This window comes from Nitrosomonas communis (assembly GCF_001007935.1).
GTDB lineage: Bacteria > Pseudomonadota > Gammaproteobacteria > Burkholderiales > Nitrosomonadaceae > Nitrosomonas > Nitrosomonas communis.
Genome location: NZ_CP011451.1, coordinates 3,185,569 through 3,209,826, shown reverse-complemented (window position 1 = coordinate 3,209,826; position 24,258 = coordinate 3,185,569). Strand labels below are relative to the sequence as shown.

Genomic DNA, 24,258 nt, shown 5'->3' with positions numbered 1-24,258 from the left:
GCTAATCTAAGCTATTCCAAAAAATTCCCGGGTACCAAGAGTATTTAGAAAATACATACTTTAGTAAAATTCTCACGAAAGGGAGAAAATGATGAAAGCTATAGAAAGTAATCAACGCTTGGGACTAGCTTTATCGGGAGGAGGGTTTAGAGCATCATTCTATCATATCGGCGTTCTTGCGAGAATGGCAGAGTTCGGTATGTTGAAGCACGTTGAATCTCTTTCAACGGTATCGGGTGGTTCTATAGTAGGGGCAGCTTATTATCTATTGCTGAAAGACTTGCTGGAATCCAAAACTGACCATGAGATTACTGATTCGGACTATATTGAAATAGTGCAAAAATTGGAAAAGCATTTCCTAAGCGCGATACAAAAAAATTTGCGTATGCGGACTTTTGCTAATCCACTCAAGAATATACGCATGAGTATGCCTAATTATTCCCGCTCAGATACCATAGGTGAATTGTACGAATACTACATTTACCGGCCATTGATAAACGCGGGTAATCGCCGCATACGGATGAGTGATTTATTAATTCAGCCAAAGGGGGTAAAACAGCCCTTCCATCCATGGGATGCTGTAAATGGTAATCCCAAGCGTAAACACAAAGTGCCTGTACTAATGATCAATGCAACCAGTCTGAATTCCGGTCACAATTGGTACTTTACCGCCATGAGTATGGGTGAAGTACCTCCACGAGATTTAACTTTCCGTGATATTGATAAAAAGGATCGATATCGACGTATGAACTATGATGAGATTGATGAAGCCTCCACTGGAAGGAAACCTTACTTTCTATTAGGAAATGCAGTGGCTGCTTCGGCGGGTGTGCCAGGTCTATTTCCACCTATGGCTATTTCTAATTTATACAAAGATCGTAGAGTACAACTTGTTGACGGTGGAGTTTATGACAATCAGGGAGTGGCAAGTTTGCTCGATCCTGATTGCGTATGTTCTGATTTTATCCTCAGCGATGCATCTGGTCAAATTGAGGCGATTAATAAACCTCGAACCGATCTGTTACCGATACTTTCCTTGACTACCTCCATTTTGTTAAGGCGAGTGCGAGAGGAGGTAGTCAATAATCTAATAAAAACCCGAGGTAAACGCGTTGCTTATTTCCATTTAACGCGTGGGTTATCTGCCAGAAAGATCGATTGGGCGCCCAGCGACAAAATAGAGATAGAGGCTGATTCTTTAACCTCCCAATTTGATGTTTCTGAGGAAGCGCAACGTGCATTATCAAAAATCCGTACAGATCTGGATTCTTTCACCGATGTGGAGGCTGGATGTCTGGAAGCGGACGGTTATCAAATGTCAAAACCAGAGCTGTTAAAATTGAAACCGTATGTATCCTCTCAACCTCTTCAAGCAAACTGGCAATTCAGTCAGTATCAACCTATGCTAAAAGCAGGTGATCCTGAAATACTGAATCAGCTGGAGCAAGGCCGCTACAGAATTTTCAAACCGCTAATGTACGTCATCAAGGGAGCTACAGGTATGATGCAGTCATTGGGTTTAATATTAGTAAGTTTGCCTGTTATGCTAAGCCTTGTTCTCATTTTCTTTCTTGTTCATTATTTTCTAGAGAGCATGTTAGATATCAATATATGGAAGATTATAAGTGACCCAAAAAGCTTCCAACAATTCATGTTTGATATGGCACCCGCTCTTTATTTGTTTTTAGTAGTAGTTATTCTATCGAAAATTGCTGATCTACTTCTCAAAGGAACGGGTAAATGGATTACTATCTTCTATAAAATATTGAAGAGTCCAATGAAGTTCATTACGGGTCTATTTACTCGTCTTATTTTTCCTTTGATATTTGCTATACCGATCATTATTTATCTCCATACGGTAGATAGATACTTTATTAGGACAATGGGAAAATAACCAAATATCCTGATCTAATTAAAGCTGGTTGACATTTTGAGATAAGTATTTCATAAATAGAAGCAAACTTGTAATATTGAGAAGCTCATATCCATTAAAACGAGTGTGCGATGCTCTGATTGATCCTCAAAGAGGAATTCTGGCCGAAGCTAGAGAAAATTTTGCTTCATGAAGTGATGTATGACAAGCGCAATCTGCGCATGACGATAGGAAGCGTGTTATACCGGATATGGATGATTGGTTGCCCGTGGCGAGACTTACCTGAAGCGTTTAGATGCTGGAATTTCATTTATAAATGATTCAATGCTTGATCTCGAGTAATTTCATTTCCCAATCAAAAATGACGCGAAGGCGAGCCACAGACAGTATCAATAATACCGCAAGGGGAAGCCGACAAAGTCAGTTTTGATTGGGAAATGGAATAAGGACTTGCTAAAGTTTATTATTCGCTGCGGTTTAGGGTATTTCTGATCTCAACCAAACGAGAGGAGATTCACTGGATCCTCTGAGCGTAGGAATGCAAAGCTCTATAAAATAATAGGCAAAATCGCGTAGATAACGGTTCTGACGAATCGAAATGTAAGTGGTATTCTGTTCAAATAAGTGGGAGGCATCCAATTTGACCAGCATGGAATCTCGCTCTGGCACAAACGCTCCCGATGCAATAATGCCAATACCCAGTCCTAGTGCGACATAGGTTTTAATTACATCGGCATCCAAAGCAGACATGGCAAAATCAGGCTCTAGCCCTGCCTGAGCGAATGTTTTATCGATCCTTGAGCGCCCGGTAAATCCGTGGTGATAGGTAATAATCGGAAATTCTACAATGGCTTCGAGCGTAAGGGGAGCGACCGACTGCAGCGGATGTCCTGCAGGTACGATAATGGCATGGTGCCATGTATAGTAGGGAAAAGAGATTAAATCGGCTGTGTTTTCCAATGCTTCCGTTGCGATACCAATATCTGCCTGGCCATCAAGCAACATGGATACGATTTCGCTTGGACTGGATTGGTGCAGCACCAGGTGCACCTTGGGAAATGCTTGCTTGAACTGCCGCACCATGGGAGGTAAGGCATATTGTGCCTGGGTGTGGGTCGTAGCGATCGTTAGCTGACCTTGGTCGTGCTGGCTGAACTGCTCAGCCAAGCGTTTGATATTCCTCGTATCCAGCAGGATACGCTCAACGATCTTGATCAGTTCTTTACCGGGCTCAGTTAATCCAATCAATCGCTTGCCTTTGCGAATAAATAATTCAATACCTAATTCATCTTCCAAATCCTTAATATGCTTGCTGACCCCGGATTGTGAGGTGAATAAGGCATTGGCGACTTCCGTCAGATTGTAATGCTGACGAACGGTTTCACTTATGATACGAAGTTGCTGGAAATTCAATGGTTAAATCCTTTGTTAATATCGAATTGCGCTATATTAATGCAGTTGATGGAGGAACAAATCAAGACGGCGTGGCTTAATAAAAACCTGGTCACCCTTGACTAACTGCAAGTCGCGGAATCTCTCCTTGCTGATTTCAACTTGAATGAGATTCTTGTTTTGGTTACCTTCTTGCACCAATTCTAGTTTGACGACCGGACCTACCGAGAGAATATGAACAACATGTGCTGGCAATGCCGATTCTCCATTCATGACGCGGTCAACTTCAATATCGTGTGGCCGTACGTAGGCAACCGCAGCCAGATCTTCGGCTTCGGCGTGTTCAGGCGCATCGATTTCCACATCACCTATCCAGGCACGGCCCTGATGTATGCGGCCATGGAACAGGTTCACGTGTCCTAGAAATTCATACACAAACGGATTGGCTGGACGCTCATAGACTTCATCGGGTGTGCCAATCTGCTCAATGCGTCCTTCGTTCATGACCACAACGCGATCGGAGACTTCCAGCGCTTCTTCTTGATCATGAGTGACAAAAATGCTGGTAATATGCATCTCATCATGCAATCTTCTTAACCAGGTACGCAATTCTTTGCGCACTTTGGCATCCAGCGCGCCGAATGGTTCATCCAGTAGCAATACTTTGGGTTCTACCGCCAAAGCGCGTGCCAAAGCAATGCGTTGACGTTGCCCGCCAGAGAGTTGATGGGGGTAACGGTCTGCCAGCCAGTCGAGTTGCACCAGTTTCAGCAGATTGGTGACGCGTTCGTGGATTTCCTGAGTTTTCAGACGATTCTGTCTGGGACGAACACGTAATCCAAACGCGACATTCTCAAAAATCGTCATGTTACGGAACAGTGCGTAATGCTGGAAAACAAAGCCCACCTGCCGTTCCCGGATAGGTTGACTGGTGGCGTCTTCATTATTAAACAGCACTTGACCTGAATCGGCGGTTTCCAGCCCGGCAATGACGCGCAGTAATGTCGTTTTACCAGATCCTGAAGGCCCCAGCAACGCAAGGAGTTCGCCTGAATGAATGTTCAGGTTGATGTCGCGCAATGCAGCAAATGAGCCGAATTGCTTGGAGAGATGACGTATTTCAATGCTCATGAGTTAATTCTCCTTTTTGATGAGCTACTTTTGCCTCTAAGAAAGTTTTGATGATGAGTGTGATCAGGGCCAGCAATGCGAGCAGGGATGCGACTGCAAAGGAGGCTGCATAGCTGTATTCGTTATAGAGAATCTCAACGTGCAGCGGTAAGGTATTAGTGCTGCCGCGTATATGCCCCGACACCACCGAGACAGCGCCAAATTCACCCATGGCGCGTGCATTGCACAGAATAATCCCGTATAACAAACCCCACTTGATGTTGGGGATAGTAATACGCCAAAAGGTCTGCCAGCCACTTGCCCCCAATGCCACAGCTGCTTCCTCCTCTTCGGTTCCCTGTGCCTGCATGAGTGGGATTAATTCACGCGCAATAAATGGGACGGTCACAAAAATCGTCGCCAGGACGATGCCGGGTACTGCAAAGATGATTTTGAGATCGTTCTCGGCTAACCATGGCCCTAACCATCCCTGTAAACCGAAAACCAGCACATAGATTAGACCGGCAATGACGGGCGAGACGGAGAAGGGGAGATCAATCAGCGTGATCAGGATGTGCTTGCCACGGAATTCAAATTTGGCGATCGCCCAGGCCGCCGCGATACCAAATACCAGATTAAGTGGTACTGCAATGGCACTCGCAGTCAGTGTCAGTTTGATGGCCGCAATTGCATCCGGGTCCGTGATCGCAGCAAAATAAACATCGACGCCTTTTTTGAGCGCTTCATAGAATACCAAAAGCAAGGGTACAAAAAGGAATACTGTCAGAAACGTAAGTGCTATCGCAATTAACCCCCAGCGTACCCATACCGGTTCCTGGGTAAGAGCCGTTCGTTGTACTTTACTGGGATAAGTGATGGTGAACGTGGTCATGGCAAAATTCTCATGCTAATGCGTTGCGGCGGCGACTCCACCATTGCAACAGGTTGATAATGAGTAACAGAATAAAAGAGATCACCAACATGACAACCGCAATGGCGGTGGCGCCGGTATAGTCATACTGCTCCAGCTTGGTAATGATCAATAATGGGGTGATTTCCGAAATCATCGGCATATTGCCCGCGATGAATATGACGGACCCGTACTCTCCAATAGCGCGCGCAAAGGCCAAAGCGAAACCTGTCATCAATGCTGGAAAAATAGTCGGGAAAATGATGCGCAAGAAAGTCTGCAGCCGATTGGCACCCAACATGGCCGCGGCTTCTTCCAGTTCAGTTTCGATATCTTCCAGGACAGGCTGTACTGTGCGCACCACAAATGGCAAACCAATAAATGTCAGTGCCACGTAAATACCAAGCGGGGTAAAGGCAATTTTGATCCCAAGCGGCTCAAGCAGTTGACCGATCCAACCATTGCCGGCATAAAGGGCGGTAAGGGCAATTCCCGCTACAGCAGTCGGCAGAGCAAATGGCAGATCGATCAGTGCATCGACAACTCGTTTGCCAGGGAAATGATAGCGAACCAGCACCCAGGCTACCAGCAGCCCGAATACTGCGTTGGTGAGTGCGGCAGCAAATGAAGCGCCAAAGGTTAGCCGATACGAGGCTAACACACGCGGTGTCGTCACGGTCGCCCAGAATTCCGGCCAGGTCAGTTCGGCAGTTCTAATGAACGCCGCCGAAAGTGGAATGAGCACGACCAGACTAAGATAAAGTATGGTAAAACCCAGTGCGAGGTTAAACCCCGGCAATACGCTATGCTGTTTGAATGTACTCACTTATACTTCCTCTTAGATTCAAATTTCCTTGACTCTTCCAGTGTTTGTGCCAAATTCGGATCAAGGGTTTCTTGGATCAGTTGAGGTGAAATGGTGTGAATGGCGCGCGCTGGCTCGCTGAGAAAATGACCTTGCAAATAATCAGCATTAAGACGTTTGGCGATAGTTAACTGCTCAAATGTGGCAATATCCCATACCAGAACTTTGGATCCGAAATGGTGAGCAGCTTTAATGATGGTATCGATGACACGATAATTGAACAGATAGGATGCTTTGATCCGTATGATCTCCGGATATAAGCTACCTAGCTCTGGCATCCAAGCGTTATTCGAACCACTATGATAAGTAACTGCAATGGCGTAGCCGCGTAAGTGATAGTTGTTAATTATTTTCTGCAGTAACTCTCGGTTATGATTGATGGTGGGAGGGATTTCAATGGTGACTCGGGAAGTTTTCACCCCAATCAAATTGAGAAAGTCTTCAAACGCACGCCCATGATCGACCTTAACCGTTTCCAGAAGAAGCGGGTGTACCCCTACAAATAATTTTTCGTCTGATCTGGTAGCTTTATTATTGAAATAATTGAGCGCGTGCACTGCCCGGCATAAGCGATCCAAATGAACCAATTGCTCATCATTTGTCGCTTGAGCAAAAACTTGCCAGGGCGAGAGTGAAATTTCTCCATCCGACTCTGAGCGGATATGAGCAGTGTGCCCTATCGTCTTATTTTGAGCCATATCGATAATAGGTTGAAAAGCGCTGGTTAACCTGCAACGATAAAATTGTCCACTTATCCAGCCACCCTGGTCTCGTTCCAGAGAGTAGTCTGTAGCCGATCGGATTAACTCAAATTCATCTTTAACTACAAAATTTTGGGGAGCAAAAGTATTCATGGAAAAACTCCTGTTAATCCTGTTTTTTCTTTAATAAACTCTGGTGCAATCATATGAATAGCTCGTGCTGGCTTGCTGAGAAAATTTCCCTGCAGATAATCTACTCCAGTCTTGACGGCCTCAGCGGCTTGATCGGAGGTTCCTATATCGTAGGCCATCACGATTGCACCAAAGCGATGAATGGTTTCTATCAGGGGCGCTACTGCGTTATACCGTAACAGATCACCTATTGGAATACGTAAGATATCTGGATATAAACCGCCAAGCTCCAACATCAGTTCTAACATCCAGTCGTTACTGCCGCTATTAAAATGAGTTGCAATCTGATAGCCACGCGAGCGGTAGTTCTGAATGATTTTTCTGAGCATTTTCCAATCACGATTGATTTCACTCGGCAGTTCGATCACCACGCGTGAGGTGGGAACTTCAATCAGGTTCAATACATGCTCAAATGCCTGGCCATGATCGTCTTTGACACTCTCCAATAATCGTGGCTGCACACTGACAAATAATTTACCTTTCTGATAGGACATATGATTAAAATAATTCAGGGCGTGGATCGTACGGCATAAACGATCGAGTTTAGCTATTGGGCTGTCTTCTGGTGTAAGAGCAGAAATATGCCATGGAGCAGTAGAGAATTGCCCATTTGATTCAGAGCGGGTATAAGCTATATGGCCAATGGTCTTGTTCTCGTCAGTGCCAAAGATAGGCTGGAAAACACTGGACAACTGGCAATTATAGAAAGATCCTGTAACCCAACCTTCTCCGGAGCGTTGCACCGGATAGTCGGTAGCTCCCAGAATACGTTCGAGTTTACGTGACAAGCTCGCTTCGTTAGCAAAAGTATCAATCGTAGGAATAGACATGGAAAAACTCCTGTTAAATGAGGTATTGATCTGCGTGGCAGAAGTTGTTTCATTGTTGGGCGGTGGTCATTCCAGTTTCTATTTCTGCATAGCCAGCAGAGTTTTATTTATGAGGAACGATTAATTTGATTTCTTCAAATCATTTACCAGATCAAGATAACTTTTCTGCCACTGAAAACTCATTGCTCAAAAACTATAGCAAGCACAACAGTCCTCATCAGTTTTTCCCCAGTGCAATAATTTATGTCTGAGCTCATGAATGGAATGGCGGCAATAAATGAGGGGTATGCCTTTGCGGTTAGCCTGATTTTTCAGTGAAATGGCCAGGCTATGATTGACGTAATCGCACACCATAACAATCAGGCGGGTATGATTAGAGAACGTGCGTTTCACAAATCCTTTCTTACGCCCATGCCAATGTTCGACTTCAGTATATCCCTGCGCAACTACTTGACGTTTCAGCGACTCAACCTGATCACCGCCAACAATTAACACACTCATGTTTTTTTCCTTAAATGTTGTTTACGAGGAGGGTTGCCTAACCCCTGTTTAGTTATTTCAGATAGATCTGATCAAACGTACCACCATCATCGAAGTGAGTTTTTTGTGCATTTTTCCAATTCCCGAATGCGTCATCGATCTTGAACAGCTTGATAGCCGGGAACTGATTGGCATACTTTGCCGCGATCTTTTCATTGATCGGCCGGTAAAAATGTTTGGCAGCAATCTCCTGGCCTTCATCCGAATAAAGATACTGGAGATAAGCTTCAGCGACTTTGCGCGTGTCTTTTTTGTCGACCACCTTGTCGACCAGGGCAACAGTAGGCTCGGCAAGGATACTGAGCGAAGGTACAATGATCTCAAATTTATCCTGGCCATATTCCTTAAGTGCTAGGAACGCCTCGTTTTCCCACGAAATGAGCACATCGCCGATACCGCGTTCGATGAATGTCGTGGCTGAACCCCGTGCGCCGGAATCCAGTACAGGTACATTTTTAAAGATATCCGAGACAAATTCTTTCGCTTTGGCTTCACCAAAATTCTGTTTGCCGTATTCCCACGCAGCCAGATAATTCCAGCGCGCGCCCCCGGATGTTTTGGGGTTAGGGGTGATCACCGCGATACCTGGTCTCGCGAGATCGTTCCAGTCCTTGATGCCTTTCGGGTTGCCTTTGCGTACCAGAAAAATGATGGTTGAGGTATAAGGTGAGCTGTTATGGGTCAACCGTGTTTGCCAATTGTCCGGCAGGAGCTTGCCATGCGCTGCGATGGCATCGATATCTGCCGCCAATGCGAGAGTGACCACATCGGCATCCAGCCCATCAATTACAGAGCGTGCTTGTTTGCCGGAGCCTCCATGCGACTGCTTGATAGTGACCTTCTCGCCAGCCTGTGCCTGCCAGTATTTGCTGAAGGCGGGATTGAATTCCTGATACAGCTCGCGTGTTGGGTCGTAGGATACATTCAGTAGCGCTTTGTCCGCAAATGCGTTACTGCCAATCAGTAAGCTTGCTGCCAACAGGGGAATCTTTAACCATTTATTTTTTTTCATGTTTTTCCTTTAATGTATAAGTTTGAGTAATTTGAACACGCTTATTTAAATGCTCGGATGGAGACTTCCACGTAGAAAAAATTTGAGCTGTCTCTGGATTCTCCTAAAGCTGCCATTTGCCGGTTTTTGGTAAATTCTCCATTCATAAAATGCGAATACCCGATAGTGGTGTCGACCAGCGGCGTTAATTTATAATTGACGCGTGCATTGATCGATTGCCCGATAAAGTCGCCGCTTTGGCCGGTTGCATCGCGATTGAAGGGGTTAGGGGTTGAAATGTTTAACAGATTGTTAAATCGATCAGTGTCACTGGCTAGCCAGAACCAGCTATAACCGCCGTCGATGGACACATCCTTATGAGGTGAAAACTCAAATACTATTTTGGGCGCTTTGATATTTTCCATGACGATGTAGTCATCAGGTGACCAGGGACGAGCAAATCCGAAGAAGCGTTCAAAACGATTGTCGACATTATCATTAGGATCGCGGTCACCGCTGACAAAACCATAAAACGCGCTTAGCCTCGGTTTCCAGTCATGCTTGAAGGTGTAGCCAAACTCAAGCAGATAAGACCAGGCTGATTTTTTCAAGCTATTATCGCGGCCAAACTGATAGATGGTATGCAGATCAAAATCGATGTTAGTCTTTGGCAGCACTCCGTAAGCACGGATGGCGGGTGAATAGATATCGCGCTCTGGTTGACGTCCTTCTCTATCATCCTGCTTGAGGCCCATAAAATAAGGCTGGATTGTGATAACGTCAGACCACTTGCGCCAATGTCCAATTGCACCGTAAAACCATTGGCTTTTATTGCGCCCATCAAAATCATCAATGTCTCGAATGACTGGCTGTACGCCCCAGGTATCGATTTCCCAATCATTGGCTTCCTGCCCGAAGGTCACACGAAAACCTTCAAAATTATTGGTGGTATTGCGCCATTGGTTATTACCGAGCAAGCGTCGATCTACTGCCTCCCAAGCCATGCGGCCACCACGAATTCGGATTGGGCGGTTATTTCCCAGATCATCTTTTCCCAGCGCATCCTTGAAATACAGTTCACCATAGGTTTGAATCAACTCATATGGATTCCAGTCACGGTTATCTCTGGGAAACTCGCTGTTATAACCGCGCGAATCTTGAAATTCGACTGCCATACGAAACGGATCGAGAATATTTTTAATTCCCACGTACGTGCGGGTACGCAGCAGGAAGGGGTAATCCGTTAAAAGATTGTTGCGCCGGATATCGTCATCACGCAACTCAAACCGTGTACGATGATCCACCCCAAAATCCAGCCAGTGAAGATCCTTGAATGTGGGATATTCAGTCTTGGCCATATTACGCACATAGCGAGGGGGATCAGATTCAGGTGTCGTAGCATAGCTGCGCGCACGCTGAAAATAAGTGGTCTTTTGGGGTGTTTCTGGTTTTGCGGCTGCAGGTTGTTCCTTGGGTTTGATCGCCCATTTATAGGTATCACTTCCAGTTGCTTGTACTATTTGCAACATGGGTTGCTGTCCTACTTGAGAATTTTCAAGCAATGTAACACTTCCATTTGCTTGAGTCGAGGCAAGAGGCAACATGTTTGCTGTAAAAAGCAAAATGATTCGCCAGGAATAGTTCATTCTTCTCTCCCCAATGTCTTTCCGGTCATCCGGTCAAGCCATTGCTGTTTATTTTTTTCTTTCTCCAGTCTTCTGGTCGAGGTGATGTTAAGTTTCTGAGCAAACATAATTGAATTAAATGGCTAATGCGTTATTTGGTTTTTTGAATAGGATCAGCGTGACGGACGCGAATTTTTTCACGACACTCGATTTGCATGACTTGACCATCATGAATAATGATCTCGACTGAGCCAAATTGAATACGGGCAATCGCTCGCAGGATCTCCTGCTTGATATCCTGGGGAATCAATTGACTGCTTTGTGGTGTCGCGCTATGTATCATTGCATTGAGAGAGTGTATTGTTTTATGGCTACGCACTTTAACAGTCATTCTTTATGCATAGAAATAATATTATTTCATTTGTTTATCACTTTTTCGTATATGCCAGCCGATAAAAAATGATGTGCTGATCAGCATGCAGAGAAAAGACACAAAGCCATTGCAAGGGAGTTGTCATTCCATTTCCAAATTAAAACTGACTTTGTCGGCTTTACCTTATCGTATTATTGATACTGTCTGCGGCTCGCCTTTGCGTCATGTTTGATTGGGAAATGGAATAAAATTCTTGTTTAAAAAGATCAATGAGTGATGGGTAAATACATTGCAGCACATTAGCGCTACTGATTAAATAAGCATAATAAGTGAGGCTTTTCTACTCGCTGTATTAAAAGGTTGATGCGGCAGTATGGTAGACTTTAATCATAGTTGCTGCTCTCATAACATCCACTTCAATTGTCATATGGAAAAACGGTAAACACGCAATGAACGAAAGAAGCTGGGACCGTTTACTGAAATCGATCGAAGATGGATTGGTGGTGCCCGTGCTCGGTGCTCAAACCCTGATTGCCACAGGCAGCAACGATTCCTTTCAGGCGCAGGTAGCGCGTCAACTTTTGGAATTTTATAGCAGTGAGCCGGGTAGTAATCCGTTGCCGCCATTTCGCGAATTAAATGAGGTGGTCACGCGTCTTAAGCACGATCATCCCATACAGGACCTGTATGGCGATATTCATGATGCCATCGGGAAACTGGCACCAAAAAGTGATACGGCCATTCCGGAACCGGTCAGACAAATTGCCGCGATTACCCATTTCCGGCTATTTGTAACTCTTACATCCGACGATTTGCTCGCCCGTAGCCTGAGGACACGATGCGCAGTTAATGAGATTGTGCATTCTCCCTATCTGCCCACGAGCGAAGGCACAGATTTGCCCACTGACTGGTTATCGCGCCAGGGAGAGGTGTACTTGCTCTATATGTTCGGTAAATCACGGCCTGCACCCATGTTTGCCATTCATGATGAAGACATTCTGGAATATGTGCATAACATCATTGCACGCGGCAGCCATGTCCCGATCAAGTTTTTTGCCGAATTGCAGCAGCGTAATTTGCTGTTGATTGGCTGCAATTTTCCTGGCTGGCTGAACCGGTTCTTTCTGCGTCTTACTAACCTGCATCGACTGTCGAATACGCAAAGAAAACGCGAATGGATGATTGAAGCACTAAAACCGGAAGAGGAGCTAATCTATTTTCTAAAAAGCTATAGCGAGGGGACAGAAGTTCTGTCTGATATATCACCGACAGCATTTATCGCCGAATTGCATCAGCGCTGGCTGGCGCGTTATGGCGAGACAGAGGTGTTAGCGCCTGCGCAAGCTGAGGTTGTTCCTCATAATACGCTGTTTTTCATCAGCTATTGTCGTGCGCCAGATTATCCTGCCGCCGTTAAGCTGGTTGAATCGTTGAAGTCGCTGGGTGTGGCAGATAACGAAATCTGGTTCGATAAATCCGTGATCGAGCCAGGGCAAGATTTTCGGGAATGTATTCTGAGTGGTATTCGCACCTGCCGCTATTTCGTACCAGTCATCTCCAGTTCGGCTGATCAATTGGACGAAAAATTTTTTCGACGTGAATGGAACGAAGCGCTAGACCGGAGTAAATCGATTCAAGGAAGAACTTTTGTCGTTCCCATCATCGTCGATCAAACTTATGATCCGGAACAATACCAGCGTGTGCCGCGCCAATGGAAGGATGCCTTGCATTTTGGTTATGCGCCAGCTGGCCTTCCAGATGAACAGACGAATGCGTTACTGAAGAAACTTATCCGGGCTGAGCGACAGCGTAGTGTTTAAGCAATGAATACGCCAGACAAACCTTTGTTAGCTAACGTTCCTGGATCTGCTTCTAACAGCGGTGATTCAAAGACAGGTATTATGCTCAGCGAGCAATCACCGTGGCCAGGGTTGGCAGCTTACAGTGAGAGCGCAAGTAACTTCTTTTTTGGCCGTAAAGAGGAAGCAGCCGAATTATTGCGCATGATTCGACTGGCGCCGCTAACCGTCCTCTATGGTAAATCCGGCCTGGGTAAGACATCCTTATTACAGGCAGGGTTGTATCCGTTATTGCGGGCTGAGCATTATTTTCCTGTTCATCTGCGGCTCGATTTTGCGCCATCGGCGTTACTCTCTCCGCTCGAACAAGCGATGCAGAAATTACAGGATACGCTGACCGAAGCAGGCGCAGAATTTCCAGCGCCGGCAAAAGAGGAAAGCTTGTGGCACTATCTACATCGTCGTGAGCTCGAAATCTGGAGTCGAGACAATTATCTGCTGATCCCGGTACTGGTATTTGATCAGTTCGAAGAAATTTTCTCTCAAGGAGAGAAAACACCTGATCAGATTGAGCATACTCTGAATGCGTTGGCCGATTTGATTGAAAACCGAATTCCGAGTGAGCTCACCATTGGTGATGCCAGTCGGCGTGCTCTGTCTGAGTTGGCATTGCAGGCGCAACGCTATCGTATGGTATTGTCCTTTCGTGAAGATTTTCTTCCGGAAATTGAAGGATGGCAGGGGCGAGTCCCCTCTTTATTGCGCAACCGCTTGCGTTTACTGCCCATGTCCCGTGAGCGGGCCATTGAGGCGGTTATGGCCGAGGGCGCGGCTGTGCTGACAGCGGACGTGGCTGAACCACTGGTTGATTTTGTCGGCAATCTTGATTCCACCACAAGCGGTGTGCTGCCTGTAATCGAACCAGTATTGCTGAGTTTGTGTTGCTATCAGCTTAATCAGCGTCGCTCACCGGATGGGAAGATTGATATCGCGCTATTGCGCCAGGCTGGCCAGGATATTCTTCAGGATTTTTATCACCAGGCATTGGCGGGTATGCCGGCAGCTGTTTCAGAGTTCATTGAAACCCATTTGATTCAAGGAAATCGTTATCGCAGCAGCTATCCTGTTGAGCAAGCGTTGCAGGATGGGTTTCTGACAAGGGATCAACTTTCACTGCTGGCAAATAAACACCGGCTGCTACGTATTGATCAGCAGTCAGGCATCAATCGGATCGAGTTGATTCACGACCGGTTGGTCAGTGTGGTGAGTAAAGCTCGTGACGAACGCCTACGGCAGGCGGAACTCCAGCGGCTTCAGGCTGAGAAGGAGGAACAGCGACGCCGGATGGTGCTCGAAACTGCACTGGAAAAACAGGCGGCGGCAGAAGCACTGGCAGCAGAACGGCTGAGGGCCACAGAAAGAGCACTAGCAGATGCGTCACGGTTACGCAAGCAGGCGCGACAACTGCAAGGCGCATTATTGACGGTCATTATTTTGTTCGGAGTGGCAGGCTATGGGCTGTATCATGCTAATTTTGAAAAAAAAGAGAGAAAGCTGGCACAACGCGAAGCCCTTAGCCTGCGTTTGGTGTCTGAAAGCCTGGATATCTCGAATGGCATTCGCCCAGGCGGGGATGAGCGTGCCCTGCTGCAGTTGCTGGCAGCAAAACAAATCGCACCGGGCAACAAAAAAGTGGATGCGGCACTTATCACGACATTGAACAGAACATCCAATACCCAGAAAATCTGGAATATAGGTATTCCGGTTAGTGCGATTACATTCAGTCCAGATGGTAGGCGTTTGCTCTCTGCTGGTGATGATGGGATATTCAGGGAGTGGAGTATTCAGACGGGCCAATTACTCGAGGAGCCGATAGCTATCAGTGAGAAAGGTGTGATCAGTCTCACCTTTTCGCCTGATGGCAAACGGCTGGCAACAGGTAATACGGATGGAACGCTGCGTGTATGGGATATCGACACCGGGCAACCCATTGGTAATAAGTTGGATGGGTTATCAAGCGATGAGCCCATCTACAGTCTCGCTTTTTCCCCTGATGGTAACCAGTTGATGACGGTAAGTAAGAGCACGTTTCGGTTGTGGGATCTTCGGACTGGTGAATCAATGGGTGAACCGTTGCTGGGGCATGAGGGTGCCATACGCAGCGCTGCCTTTTCTCCTGACGCTGGTCTGGTGGTATGGGGTGGCGAGGATAAAACACTGCGGCTATGGGATGTTCAGACAAAAAAGCTGATGCAGGTATTAACGGGGCATAATGGCGCCATTACCAGCGTTGCTTTTTCACCTGATGGCGCACAATTGGTTTCGGGCAGCGAGGATAAGACCTTGCGACTGTGGAATACCCGTACCGGCCAACTCATTGGTGAGCCCATGCGTGGGCACGAAAGTGCGGTGGTCAGTGTTGCGTTCTCCCCAGACGGAAAACAAATTGCATCAGTCAGCCGTGATGCGACATTGCGGCTATGGGACGCAAGCAATAGCCAATTGATCGATGTGCCGTTGCAGGAGCACGAAGATATGGTGACGAGTGTGGCTTTTAGCCCGGATGGCAACCGCATTCTCTCGGCGAGTGATGATAAAACATTGCGTTTGTGGGATGCGAGCACGGGCCAGCCGATTGGCGAACCGATGAAAGGACATGAAGGCACGCTCAATGGCGCCGTGTTCACGCCCGATGGCGCACGCATTGTTTCGGCTGCCAGCGATAAGACTTTGCGGCTGTGGGATGCCATTAACGGCAGGCAAATGGGGCAACCATGGTATGGTCATGAAGACGGCGTAGAAACGGTTGCAATCAGTCCTGATGGTATGCGGGTTGCGTCAGGAGGGAAAGACAATACGGTACGCGTGTGGGATGCGCACACTGGCCAACCGATCGGGCAACCGATGCGAGGACATGAGGAAATGGTTAGAAGTGTCGCTTTCAGCCCGGATGGTGCATTTATAGTTTCTGCCAGCTACGATCATACCTTGCAGCGGTGGGACGCGAACAGCCAACAACCCGCAGGGGAACCTATGCGCGGACACAAAGGGCCTGTGGTTAATGTCGCCTATAGCTCGGATGGGCAGTATATTGTCTCAGGCAGCAAAGATAAAACGGTGCGACTATGGGATGCCTATACCGGTCAGCCTGTCGGCGAACCGTTACTAGGGCATGAAGCACGTGTCAATAGCGTTGCCTTCAGTCCTGATAGCCATCGTATCGTTTCAGGCAGCCACGATATGATGCTCCGCTTATGGGATGTCAACAGTGGCCTGCCCATGGGCAATCCGATGCCTGGACACCTGGGATGGGTATCGAGCGCTGTGTTCAGCCCTGATGGTACACGCATTGTCTCGGGCAGCGCAGATAAGACGGTACGTCTGTGGCCAGCGACGGTAACCTGGAGTGAGACACTTTGCAATAAACTGACACGCAATATGAGTCAAATGGAATGGCATGAGTGGGTGTCGCCTGAGATCAAATATCGGAAGCAATGCCCTGATTTGCCAGTTCCTGAAGATAAAATTTCATCAGGAGGAACATTTCAATAAGGGAGATACCTTCACTCCTTAAGTATTATTCCATTTCTAAATCAAAATTGACTTTGTCGGCTTCATCTTGCCGTATTATTCATACTGCTGCGGCTCGCCTTCGCGTAATTTCTGATTTAGAAATGGAATTACACAAGCTCCATTCAGTCAATTCTTTTCTGAATGTACTTAATGGAGGAGAGCAGCTATCTGGAAGTTTTACTGGCTGTTTTAGATTTTTTCGTTTCTGGCGCAGGCACAACCCGATCGGTACGCGGAAACGATAGGCTGATGCCAAACGATATCAGGACACCGGAATCCTGAGCAGCGGCATCTTGAATTTGCAGTGTCCAGCTTCCTTGACATTTTTTACCAGAGAATTTAGCGAGCATAGGTGTCGTCATGGCATCAAATGTCTGCTTCAGATTTTTTGCGGAACCATCGGCTCTGGAATAGAGCAAGACATTATCCATGCCAGTTGCCTCAGGTGGCAGCAAGGAGATAATCAAATCACCAATATAGGTATGCTGGATATCTACGCTGACAGTCAGTGATTCGACAGGCGTATCATCAGCCACTTGCAGGGAAAACGATACCATCTGCATATCCAGAATAGGTGCATCGAATCTGCGGCTGATGGTTACAGCATTGATCGGTTGTGGTTTGGCGAGTTCAACTGCAGTACGCGCATTCAGCCTGCCATAACCATATTTCGGGCTATGACCGTCTGCATCGTAATCCCCACCTTGAAGATCGATTTTGTCACACGCTCGTTTGAGTAATTCTTTAACTTCCAGCCATTTCAGATCAGGATTCACCGATAAAATCAATGCTGCCACCCCAGCTGCACCCGGGCATGCGCTTGATGTGCCACCGAAACTGTTTGTGTAATTAAAGGCCGCATCACCTGCTGCATGCTCCCTCTCATCCGGATTGTAGCCTTGTTTCCCCATCCGATCAGTTGTCCAGATACCCGGTGTGAGGGGTTCAGGATGATTGAAGGATGCATGGCCAAAGTCACTACTAGGAAAGGCACACCAGGCCGCCTTGCCAAAGTCGCTGTACACACAACGGGTACCGCGATCATTGCACGCCGTGACCGCAATGACTTTCTCGTAACTGGCATAACCATCATTATCGACCGACTCATTGCCGTTGCCGGCGGCAAACAAGATGACACAGCCTTTGCCATTGCGTCCTTTCTGGGTAGCATAATCCATCGCCAGTCGCGTGCTGGCAGGCAATTGAAAAACACTATGGTGTTGAGCATCGTTTTTATCCCACCAGCGACCATCGGATGGCCCCCAGCTGCATGAGATCACGTCGGCACCATTGTCTGCTGCCCATTTAAAAGCTTCTGCTTCCTGCAGAGATCCGAGACCCGAGGCAAGCCGGATCGGGAGCAGCCGGGCTTTGGGGGCTACTCCACATGCACCATCCACACCATTGGCACATGCCACGCCAGCACAGGCGGTACCATGATTATCACCATCCGGCCCGGTTCCAAAGCGGTCTTTCGGGCGCGGATCATTGATTTGAAAAGTCACATCGCGCGGCGCGACAATCTTGCTATCGCTAGAAAATTCCAGATGATCGATGTCAACACCATCATCAATGATGGCAATGATCATCCCTTCGCCACGGGTAATCTCGTGCGCAGCTGCGACATTGGCACTGGCATCAACCGTAAACCCATTAATAATGGTCTTTTTCAGATGCCATTGCTGTGGAAAGATTCGTTTGCGCGCACGTGGACGAATCAATTCCGGGTGACAATATTCAACGCTGTCCAGTTTTAATAGATCATTCGCTATATCGAAAACATGCTGGCCTGTGCCGGCAGGTGCTTGGAGGAAATAGGCATTAGTCGCGTAATCAAGCTGCGACTTGACGGTCATACCCGCGTTGCGGATGATCTCCGTGCAGTCATCTGGATCGGCGGTATCGATGAATTTGATGAAAATGTTTTCAGTATACAGTACAGGCTCTCTGGAAGCCGGATCGACCAGCACACCACCGGCAAACTGTACATCAGGTGAAGCACGCAGCGCGGATTTGCGCTCAGTGACTGATTTGGCATGGCGGCCGGTTGGCACGCGGTACACCTCCACTCCGGCTTCAGGATAAGACACCACCAGAACACTATCATCCAGCTCGGCTGAGATCGGTTGTGCGACAGGTCTAGCCGATCGTGTCAGTGATCGTCCACTGCGCGTCCTCACCACAATCAAATCCTCACTTTGTTCCAATTCAAAAGCAGGCTCATCCTTTGTTCCATAATAGATTTTGGGCATGATGCATTCTCCTGGTGTTTAAAAAATGACTGGATCAATGTTTTCTTATCTTTCTTCTCCTCCGCACGCCGAGCGTTGCTCGGGTGTCAACGCTTGAGTTGTGGTTTGGTTTCGCGGATCAAAAAGCCCTAGCTGCTGACGCTCAGCTTCACTCAACGGACAGAGTTTTTCGGCACGCGTTGCCAAATCTTTGAGTGAGAGCATAAAAGAGCTGACATCCCACAGGCGTAGGGTGTTGTCCGCACTGCCTGATACGACGCGGCGGCCGTCCGGGGAAAAAGCGACACTCCCAACCTCGCCGGTATGTTCCTGCATGGGTTGGCCGATGGGTTGTCCCGACTCAGCATCCCACAGGCGTAGGGTGTTGTCTGCACTGCCTGATACGACGCGGCGTCCGTCCGGGGAAAAAGCGACACTCCAAACAGGGCCGGTATGTCCCTGCATGGGTTGGCCGATGAGTTGACCCGACTCAGCATCCCACAGGCGTAGGGTGTTGTCTGCACTGCCTGATACGACGCGGCGTCCGTCCGCGGAAAAAGCGACGCCTGAAACAAGCTGATTATGCCCCTGCATGGGTTGGCCGATGGGTTGACCCGACTCAGCATCCCACAGGTGTAGGGTGTTGTCTGCACTGCCTGATACGACGCGGCGGCCGTCCGGGGAAAAAGCGACGCTCCAAACAGGGCCGGTATGTCCCTGCATGGGTTGGCCGATGGGTTGGCCCGACTCAGCATCCCACAGGCGTAGGGTGTTGTCCCAACTGCCTGACACGACGCGGCGGCCGTCCGGGGAAAAAGCGACGCTCCAAACAGGGCCGGTATGTCCCTGCATGGGTTGGCCGATGGGTTGGCCCGACTCAGCATCCCACAGGCGTAGGGTGTTGTCTGCACTGCCTGACACGACGCGGCGGCCGTCCGGGGAAAAAGCGACACTCGAAACAGGGCCGGTATGCCCCTGCAGGGGCTGGCCGATGGGTTGTCCCGACTCAGCATCCCACAGGCGTAGGGTGTTGTCTGCACTGCTTGACACGACGCGGCGGCCGTCCGCGGAAAAAGCGACACCTGAAACAAGCTGATTATGCCCCTGCATGGGTTGGCCGATCGGTTGACCCGACTGGGCATCCCACAGGCGTAGGGTATTGTCCCAACTGCCTGACACGACACGGCGGCCCTCCGGGGAAAAAGCGACGCTCCAAACAGGGCCGGTATGTCCCTGCATGGGTTGGCCGATGGGTTGGCCCGACTCAGCATTCCACAGGCGTAGGGTGTTGTCTGCACTGCCTGACACGACATGGCGGCCGTCCGCGGAAAAAGCGACACTCGAAACAGAGCCGGTATGCCCCTGCATGGGTTGGCCGATGGGTTGTCCCGACTCAGCATTCCACAGGCGTAGGGTGTTGTCTGCACTGCCTGACACGACATGGCGGCCGTCCGCGGAAAAAGCGACACTCGAAACAGAGTTGGTATGCCCCTGCAGGGGTTGGCCGATAGGTTGTCCCGACTCAGCATCCCACAGGCGTAGAGTGTTGTCTGCACTACCTGACACGACGCGGCGGCCGTCAGGGGAAAAAGCGACGCTCCAAACGGGGCCGATATGCCCCTGCATGGGTTGGCCGATGGGTTGACCCGATTCAGCATCCCACAGGCGTAGGATATTGTCCAAACTGCCTGACACGACGCGGCGGCCGTCAGGGGAAAAAGCGACGCTCCAAACGGGACCGGTATGCCCCTGCAGGGGTTGGCCGATGGGTTGACCCGACTCAGCATCCCACAGGCGTAGGGTGTTGTCCCCACTGCCTGACACGACGCGGCGGCCCTCCGGGGAAAAAGCGACGCTCAAAACAGAGCTGGTATGCCCCTGCAGGGGTTGGCCGATAGGTTGTCCCGACTCAGCATCCCACAGGCGTAGGGTATTGTCTGCACTGCCTGACACGACGCGGCGGCCGTCTGGGGAAAAAGCGACACTCGAGATAATTCCAGTGTGATAACGGCGCATGATTTCAATCGGGCGGGTCAGCGCATTAGTCAGCGCTACACTGGTTTCATGCACATAACGGGGGTCATCATTGCGTCGGCTTTCTGGCGTGACGCTGAGCGCGATTAGCGCGCCGATCCGCGCATTACCATTGTTGGCATAACTACGCGACAAGCCTGCGGCTGCCAAGGCGCCGGCGCGTGCCTGGCGAAGAGTTTCATTTGCCTGGCGCTGAATTTCAGCTTGCTGCGCCTGATTCTCTTGGTGCAAAGATATGCCCTTCGCTGCTAGCAATAGGAGCACGAGTAGAGAAGCGCTGACTTTTATACTATTTAAGATGAAGCATCTATTGCGGAATTGCCCGACAGTCTGCCAGGCATCGCCATAGCGTTGACACCAGTTCGGACCAATTTTTTTCTGTTTTATCCAGCGGCGAATGTGCCAACTATCGCGCAGTGAAGGGTAGCGGTTTTTTTCTGCGCGTCGTATCAGATCCCACCATTGCCGCCCATCATCCCGCTCTTCAAATAACCAGCCTTGCTTGAAGTCACGTTTTTTTCCGCATAACCGCTGCCAGCTTCGAATCAGCGCTTCATGACCGATATCGATTTCAGGATCCTCGCCGCTGCCTTGCTGGATGAAGCTTGCTTCCTCACTGCTGAATTGTGCCAGTACCCGATCGAGCGAGGCTTTGGCACGATCAGGCTCATCATCTAATCTCTCCGTGATCAATGCGAGCAGCGCACTATATTGTTGGGGACGGCGGGTGGCGCGATCCTGTTCATCCAGTTGCGTGATGGCTTTCATTAATCGTTCCAGCGTTATGAAATCATCGGGATGGGATTGTGCCAGTGAATCGGTTAATTGCTCTGCTTTGACATGGATGGAGCCTTTGATGCCGCCAATCGTTTGGTAATCTTCATCCCGCAGGCGTTTGGGTTCTCCTGGTGCAACTTCCCACAAGCGCCGCAAGGTGTGTTGCAAGGTAGGCAGCAGATCGGTTTCTTCTTCGATATCCAGCAATAGCCGTTGCACCAGCAAGTTATCGATCTTGCCGCTTGCATCATGGATCGGTCCTCGAATGATCGCTTCCAGTTGATCCCGGCCAGGCAGCGGCACCAGATATTGTGAGCTGCTGACGGCTTCAGCCAGGCCGGTATAGGCCGCACAGTTGCCAAAAAAATCCGAGCGCATGGTAATAATCACATGCAGGCGGTTATTGGATTGTTTCGCTGCGGTCAGCAGGAGTTCGACAAATGCGCGGCTTTCTTCTGCCATCGCGGCTTTTTTAAGCCCCTGCGCTTCTTCTCCATAACGGAACAGTTCCTCGAACTGATCGACGACTAACAGCAGTCTTGGAGCGTCAGGCGTTAACTTGTCAGTAGTCTCGCTTAGGCCATAGGCTGATTGGCGCAGAGTCATGTCGTAACGGTAGGTGCGGGCGCTGGTCAGTGGGTCGATTTCATCCTCGCGCGCTTTCTCTGAAAGAGCCAACGCAAGTTTTGCAATCGGTGCTGAGCCCGGTTTGGTAATGATCGTTTGCCACCCTTTATCCGTGAGTAGGGGCAGAATACCTGCGCGCACCAGTGATGACTTTCCTGAACCTGAGGCGCCGACGACTGCCGTAAAGCGGTTGCTGCGGACTTTGTGCAGTAAAGCGGCAATTTCCTGGTCACGACCACGGAACCAGTGGTGATCAGCCATTTCAAACGGCCGTAGCCCGACAAAAGGAGGCCGGATGGATGAGCTTGTCATGATTCGCTCCCGTAAGGGAGTAGAATTTCCAGTGATTCCAGCAGATCTTGGCATTTCTGAGTATTCTCTGGCAATACCTCTATTTTTTTCGAAATAATCCCTTTCTGAAAAAATCGCCGTTTTTCGACCTCATTTCCGCCAGGCAGTCGCAGGCACACTATTTTGGCGGGAGGCGGTAACAATCTGGATAACAGGGCTTGCAGGTTTTCTTTACTGGCCATACCCCAGGGTATTAAAACAGCAGAGGTCTCCGGTGTAAGCTCAGCGTAAGTTTCAGGGTCGAATAACTGAACGTTAAGTTTGCATTCCTGGATTAAATTGGCCAGTTCAGTTGCCAGCTCTTCATCTTCAGGGTCGGCTGCTGCGATCAATAGCTGGTTAAATGTTGCACCCGAGGAAGATTTCTCGGCCTGCGAGGCTGGTTTGAGTCGCTCACGCAACAATTGCGATAAATCAGTCACCTCTTTACCAAATATTTCTTCATTTTGCTGAAGTGCCCCAAAATGCTTCGTGACGACATCGACAGGATTCCGTTTGTCCCCGGTTTCCGTACGATGCCAGCGGGGCACCCACAGAATGCGTTGGTAGGGCATTTCGCGTGCCAGCCGCAATTGGAGCGGAACAATCGGTTCGGTAGCGCCTTCTGGCATGCTGCCATTTTTTTCACCGAGCAGATGCACGGCAAACACGGCTTGAGATAGCGCCTCTCTGATCATGCTTTCAAATGCTTCGGCCGTATCAGGCAATGTGTCCACTTCCGGCACGACCTTGATACTATTTTTTTGCAAATCATTGACCAGTCTTTGTCGTGCATCATGCAGGTCACTGGCTGCAAGCGCGATAAATACAGTCTGACTCGCCGGGGTCACAGAGGAAGCCATAGTGACCGGTCGAACGATGCCCAGCTTGTCAGAAATGACTTCTGCAATTGTTCTGACGAGATCATAGTAGGCCGTTTCGTCTTTCAATCCGCGCCAGTAAAATTCGCGTGTTTTACCCGTGGGATCAATTTCGAAAAACTGGTAGCCTGTACGTGCATTGCTGTTTTGCATGAGTGACGGTAAGTGTTTCCGCTCAAGCCGATGCTTGAAAACGGGGATATAGCAGTCATCGTCATCTGCATGCTGCTCAACGAATAATTCCAATTCGCGCTGGCACCATTCCCGCTGTATCCAATTTCTTGAAAGAATCGGGAGCAAAAGCTTTGCTTGCTTCAAAGCTTGTTCAATCTTGGGGGTGAAGGCTTCGTGCGGTTCAATCTCATAGCGATCAAGCCAAAGTTTGGCTTCTGCGGCACCGCGATCCGTTAATTCAAACCGCAATTGATTCCAGAAAAATGAAACCCATCCTTCTGCTTTTTTATCGGGTGGCTGTTCGTTGTCCGCGCGGGCATAGCTGATAAAAACAGCGTTCTCAGGAGTGGGTCGAGTAGCCCCTCTCATGATTTATTCCTCATAACCATAGTGTGCAATCGTGTCGATTGCTCAATCCCATCACTATTTT

Annotated in this window: 16 protein-coding genes; 3 read left to right on the top strand and 13 right to left on the bottom strand. The window is 48.8% G+C overall.

Features of this window, described 5'->3' with window-relative positions; genetic code table 11:
* Nucleotides 1–91 precede the first annotated feature (91 nt).
* On the top strand, nucleotides 92–1,894 hold the full coding sequence (locus tag AAW31_RS14500; RefSeq protein ID WP_052752281.1) for a patatin-like phospholipase family protein: 1,803 nt from the start codon (nucleotides 92–94) through the stop codon (nucleotides 1,892–1,894).
* A 456-nt stretch (nucleotides 1,895–2,350) separates the two neighbouring features.
* Here AAW31_RS14500 and AAW31_RS14495 read toward each other — a convergent pair whose 3' ends face one another.
* From AAW31_RS14495 to AAW31_RS14450, 10 genes are all read right to left on the bottom strand, one after another.
* Nucleotides 2,351–3,286, bottom strand: a complete 936-nt coding sequence (locus tag AAW31_RS14495; RefSeq protein ID WP_046850776.1) for a CysB family HTH-type transcriptional regulator — start codon at nucleotides 3,284–3,286, stop codon at nucleotides 2,351–2,353.
* 36 nt (nucleotides 3,287–3,322) lie between these two features.
* Nucleotides 3,323–4,396 (bottom strand): sulfate/molybdate ABC transporter ATP-binding protein, encoded by a 1,074-nt coding sequence (locus AAW31_RS14490; protein ID WP_046850775.1) that lies wholly within the window; start codon nucleotides 4,394–4,396, stop codon nucleotides 3,323–3,325.
* On the bottom strand, nucleotides 4,386–5,267 hold the full coding sequence (gene cysW, locus AAW31_RS14485; RefSeq protein ID WP_046850774.1) for a sulfate ABC transporter permease subunit CysW: 882 nt from the start codon (nucleotides 5,265–5,267) through the stop codon (nucleotides 4,386–4,388). Before cysW ends, AAW31_RS14490 begins: the two co-directional genes overlap by 11 nt.
* 10 nt (nucleotides 5,268–5,277) lie before the next feature.
* Nucleotides 5,278–6,111, bottom strand: coding sequence for a sulfate ABC transporter permease subunit CysT (gene cysT, locus AAW31_RS14480; RefSeq protein WP_046850773.1), 834 nt, complete (start codon nucleotides 6,109–6,111; stop codon nucleotides 5,278–5,280).
* Nucleotides 6,108–7,004 carry an EAL domain-containing protein gene (locus AAW31_RS14475; protein ID WP_046850772.1) on the bottom strand — a complete coding sequence of 299 codons (897 nt, stop codon included), beginning with the start codon at nucleotides 7,002–7,004 and terminating at the stop codon, nucleotides 6,108–6,110. The genes cysT and AAW31_RS14475 overlap by 4 nt, the downstream gene beginning before the upstream one ends.
* Complete coding sequence (locus tag AAW31_RS14470) at nucleotides 7,001–7,873, bottom strand: EAL domain-containing protein (protein ID WP_046850771.1); 873 nt, start codon at nucleotides 7,871–7,873, stop codon at nucleotides 7,001–7,003. The genes AAW31_RS14475 and AAW31_RS14470 overlap by 4 nt, the downstream gene beginning before the upstream one ends.
* 186 nt (nucleotides 7,874–8,059) lie before the next feature.
* A complete protein-coding gene (locus AAW31_RS14465) occupies nucleotides 8,060–8,374 on the bottom strand; it encodes a DUF2325 domain-containing protein (protein ID WP_046850770.1) in 315 nt (104 codons plus the stop codon).
* Between the two features lie 52 nt (nucleotides 8,375–8,426).
* On the bottom strand, nucleotides 8,427–9,425 hold the full coding sequence (locus tag AAW31_RS14460; RefSeq protein WP_046850769.1) for a sulfate ABC transporter substrate-binding protein: 999 nt from the start codon (nucleotides 9,423–9,425) through the stop codon (nucleotides 8,427–8,429).
* 41 nt (nucleotides 9,426–9,466) lie between these two features.
* The gene (locus AAW31_RS14455; protein WP_235264392.1) at nucleotides 9,467–11,050 is read right to left on the bottom strand and encodes an alginate export family protein; all 1,584 of its coding nucleotides are present in this window, start codon (nucleotides 11,048–11,050) and stop codon (nucleotides 9,467–9,469) included.
* A gap of 130 nt (nucleotides 11,051–11,180) precedes the next feature.
* Nucleotides 11,181–11,420 (bottom strand): YezD family protein, encoded by a 240-nt coding sequence (locus AAW31_RS14450; protein WP_244505692.1) that lies wholly within the window; start codon nucleotides 11,418–11,420, stop codon nucleotides 11,181–11,183.
* A gap of 431 nt (nucleotides 11,421–11,851) precedes the next feature.
* On the opposite strand from AAW31_RS14450, the gene AAW31_RS14445 reads away from it, so the two are divergent.
* A complete protein-coding gene (locus tag AAW31_RS14445) occupies nucleotides 11,852–13,222 on the top strand; it encodes a toll/interleukin-1 receptor domain-containing protein (RefSeq protein ID WP_046850768.1) in 1,371 nt (456 codons plus the stop codon).
* Between the two features lie 3 nt (nucleotides 13,223–13,225).
* Nucleotides 13,226–16,753 carry an nSTAND1 domain-containing NTPase gene (locus AAW31_RS19180; RefSeq protein ID WP_052752280.1) on the top strand — a complete coding sequence of 1,176 codons (3,528 nt, stop codon included), beginning with the start codon at nucleotides 13,226–13,228 and terminating at the stop codon, nucleotides 16,751–16,753.
* Nucleotides 16,754–16,938: 185 nt separating this feature from the next.
* Here AAW31_RS19180 and AAW31_RS14435 read toward each other — a convergent pair whose 3' ends face one another.
* The 3 genes from AAW31_RS14435 to AAW31_RS14425 are packed head-to-tail and all read right to left on the bottom strand — an operon-like array spanning nucleotide 16,939 to nucleotide 24,197.
* A complete protein-coding gene (locus AAW31_RS14435; RefSeq protein ID WP_082110473.1) occupies nucleotides 16,939–19,026 on the bottom strand; it encodes a S8 family serine peptidase in 2,088 nt (695 codons plus the stop codon).
* A 45-nt stretch (nucleotides 19,027–19,071) separates the two neighbouring features.
* Nucleotides 19,072–22,755 (bottom strand): nSTAND1 domain-containing NTPase, encoded by a 3,684-nt coding sequence (locus AAW31_RS19175; protein WP_052752279.1) that lies wholly within the window; start codon nucleotides 22,753–22,755, stop codon nucleotides 19,072–19,074.
* Nucleotides 22,752–24,197 (bottom strand): toll/interleukin-1 receptor domain-containing protein, encoded by a 1,446-nt coding sequence (locus AAW31_RS14425; RefSeq protein WP_046850767.1) that lies wholly within the window; start codon nucleotides 24,195–24,197, stop codon nucleotides 22,752–22,754. The genes AAW31_RS19175 and AAW31_RS14425 overlap by 4 nt, the downstream gene beginning before the upstream one ends.
* Nucleotides 24,198–24,258 lie beyond the last annotated feature (61 nt).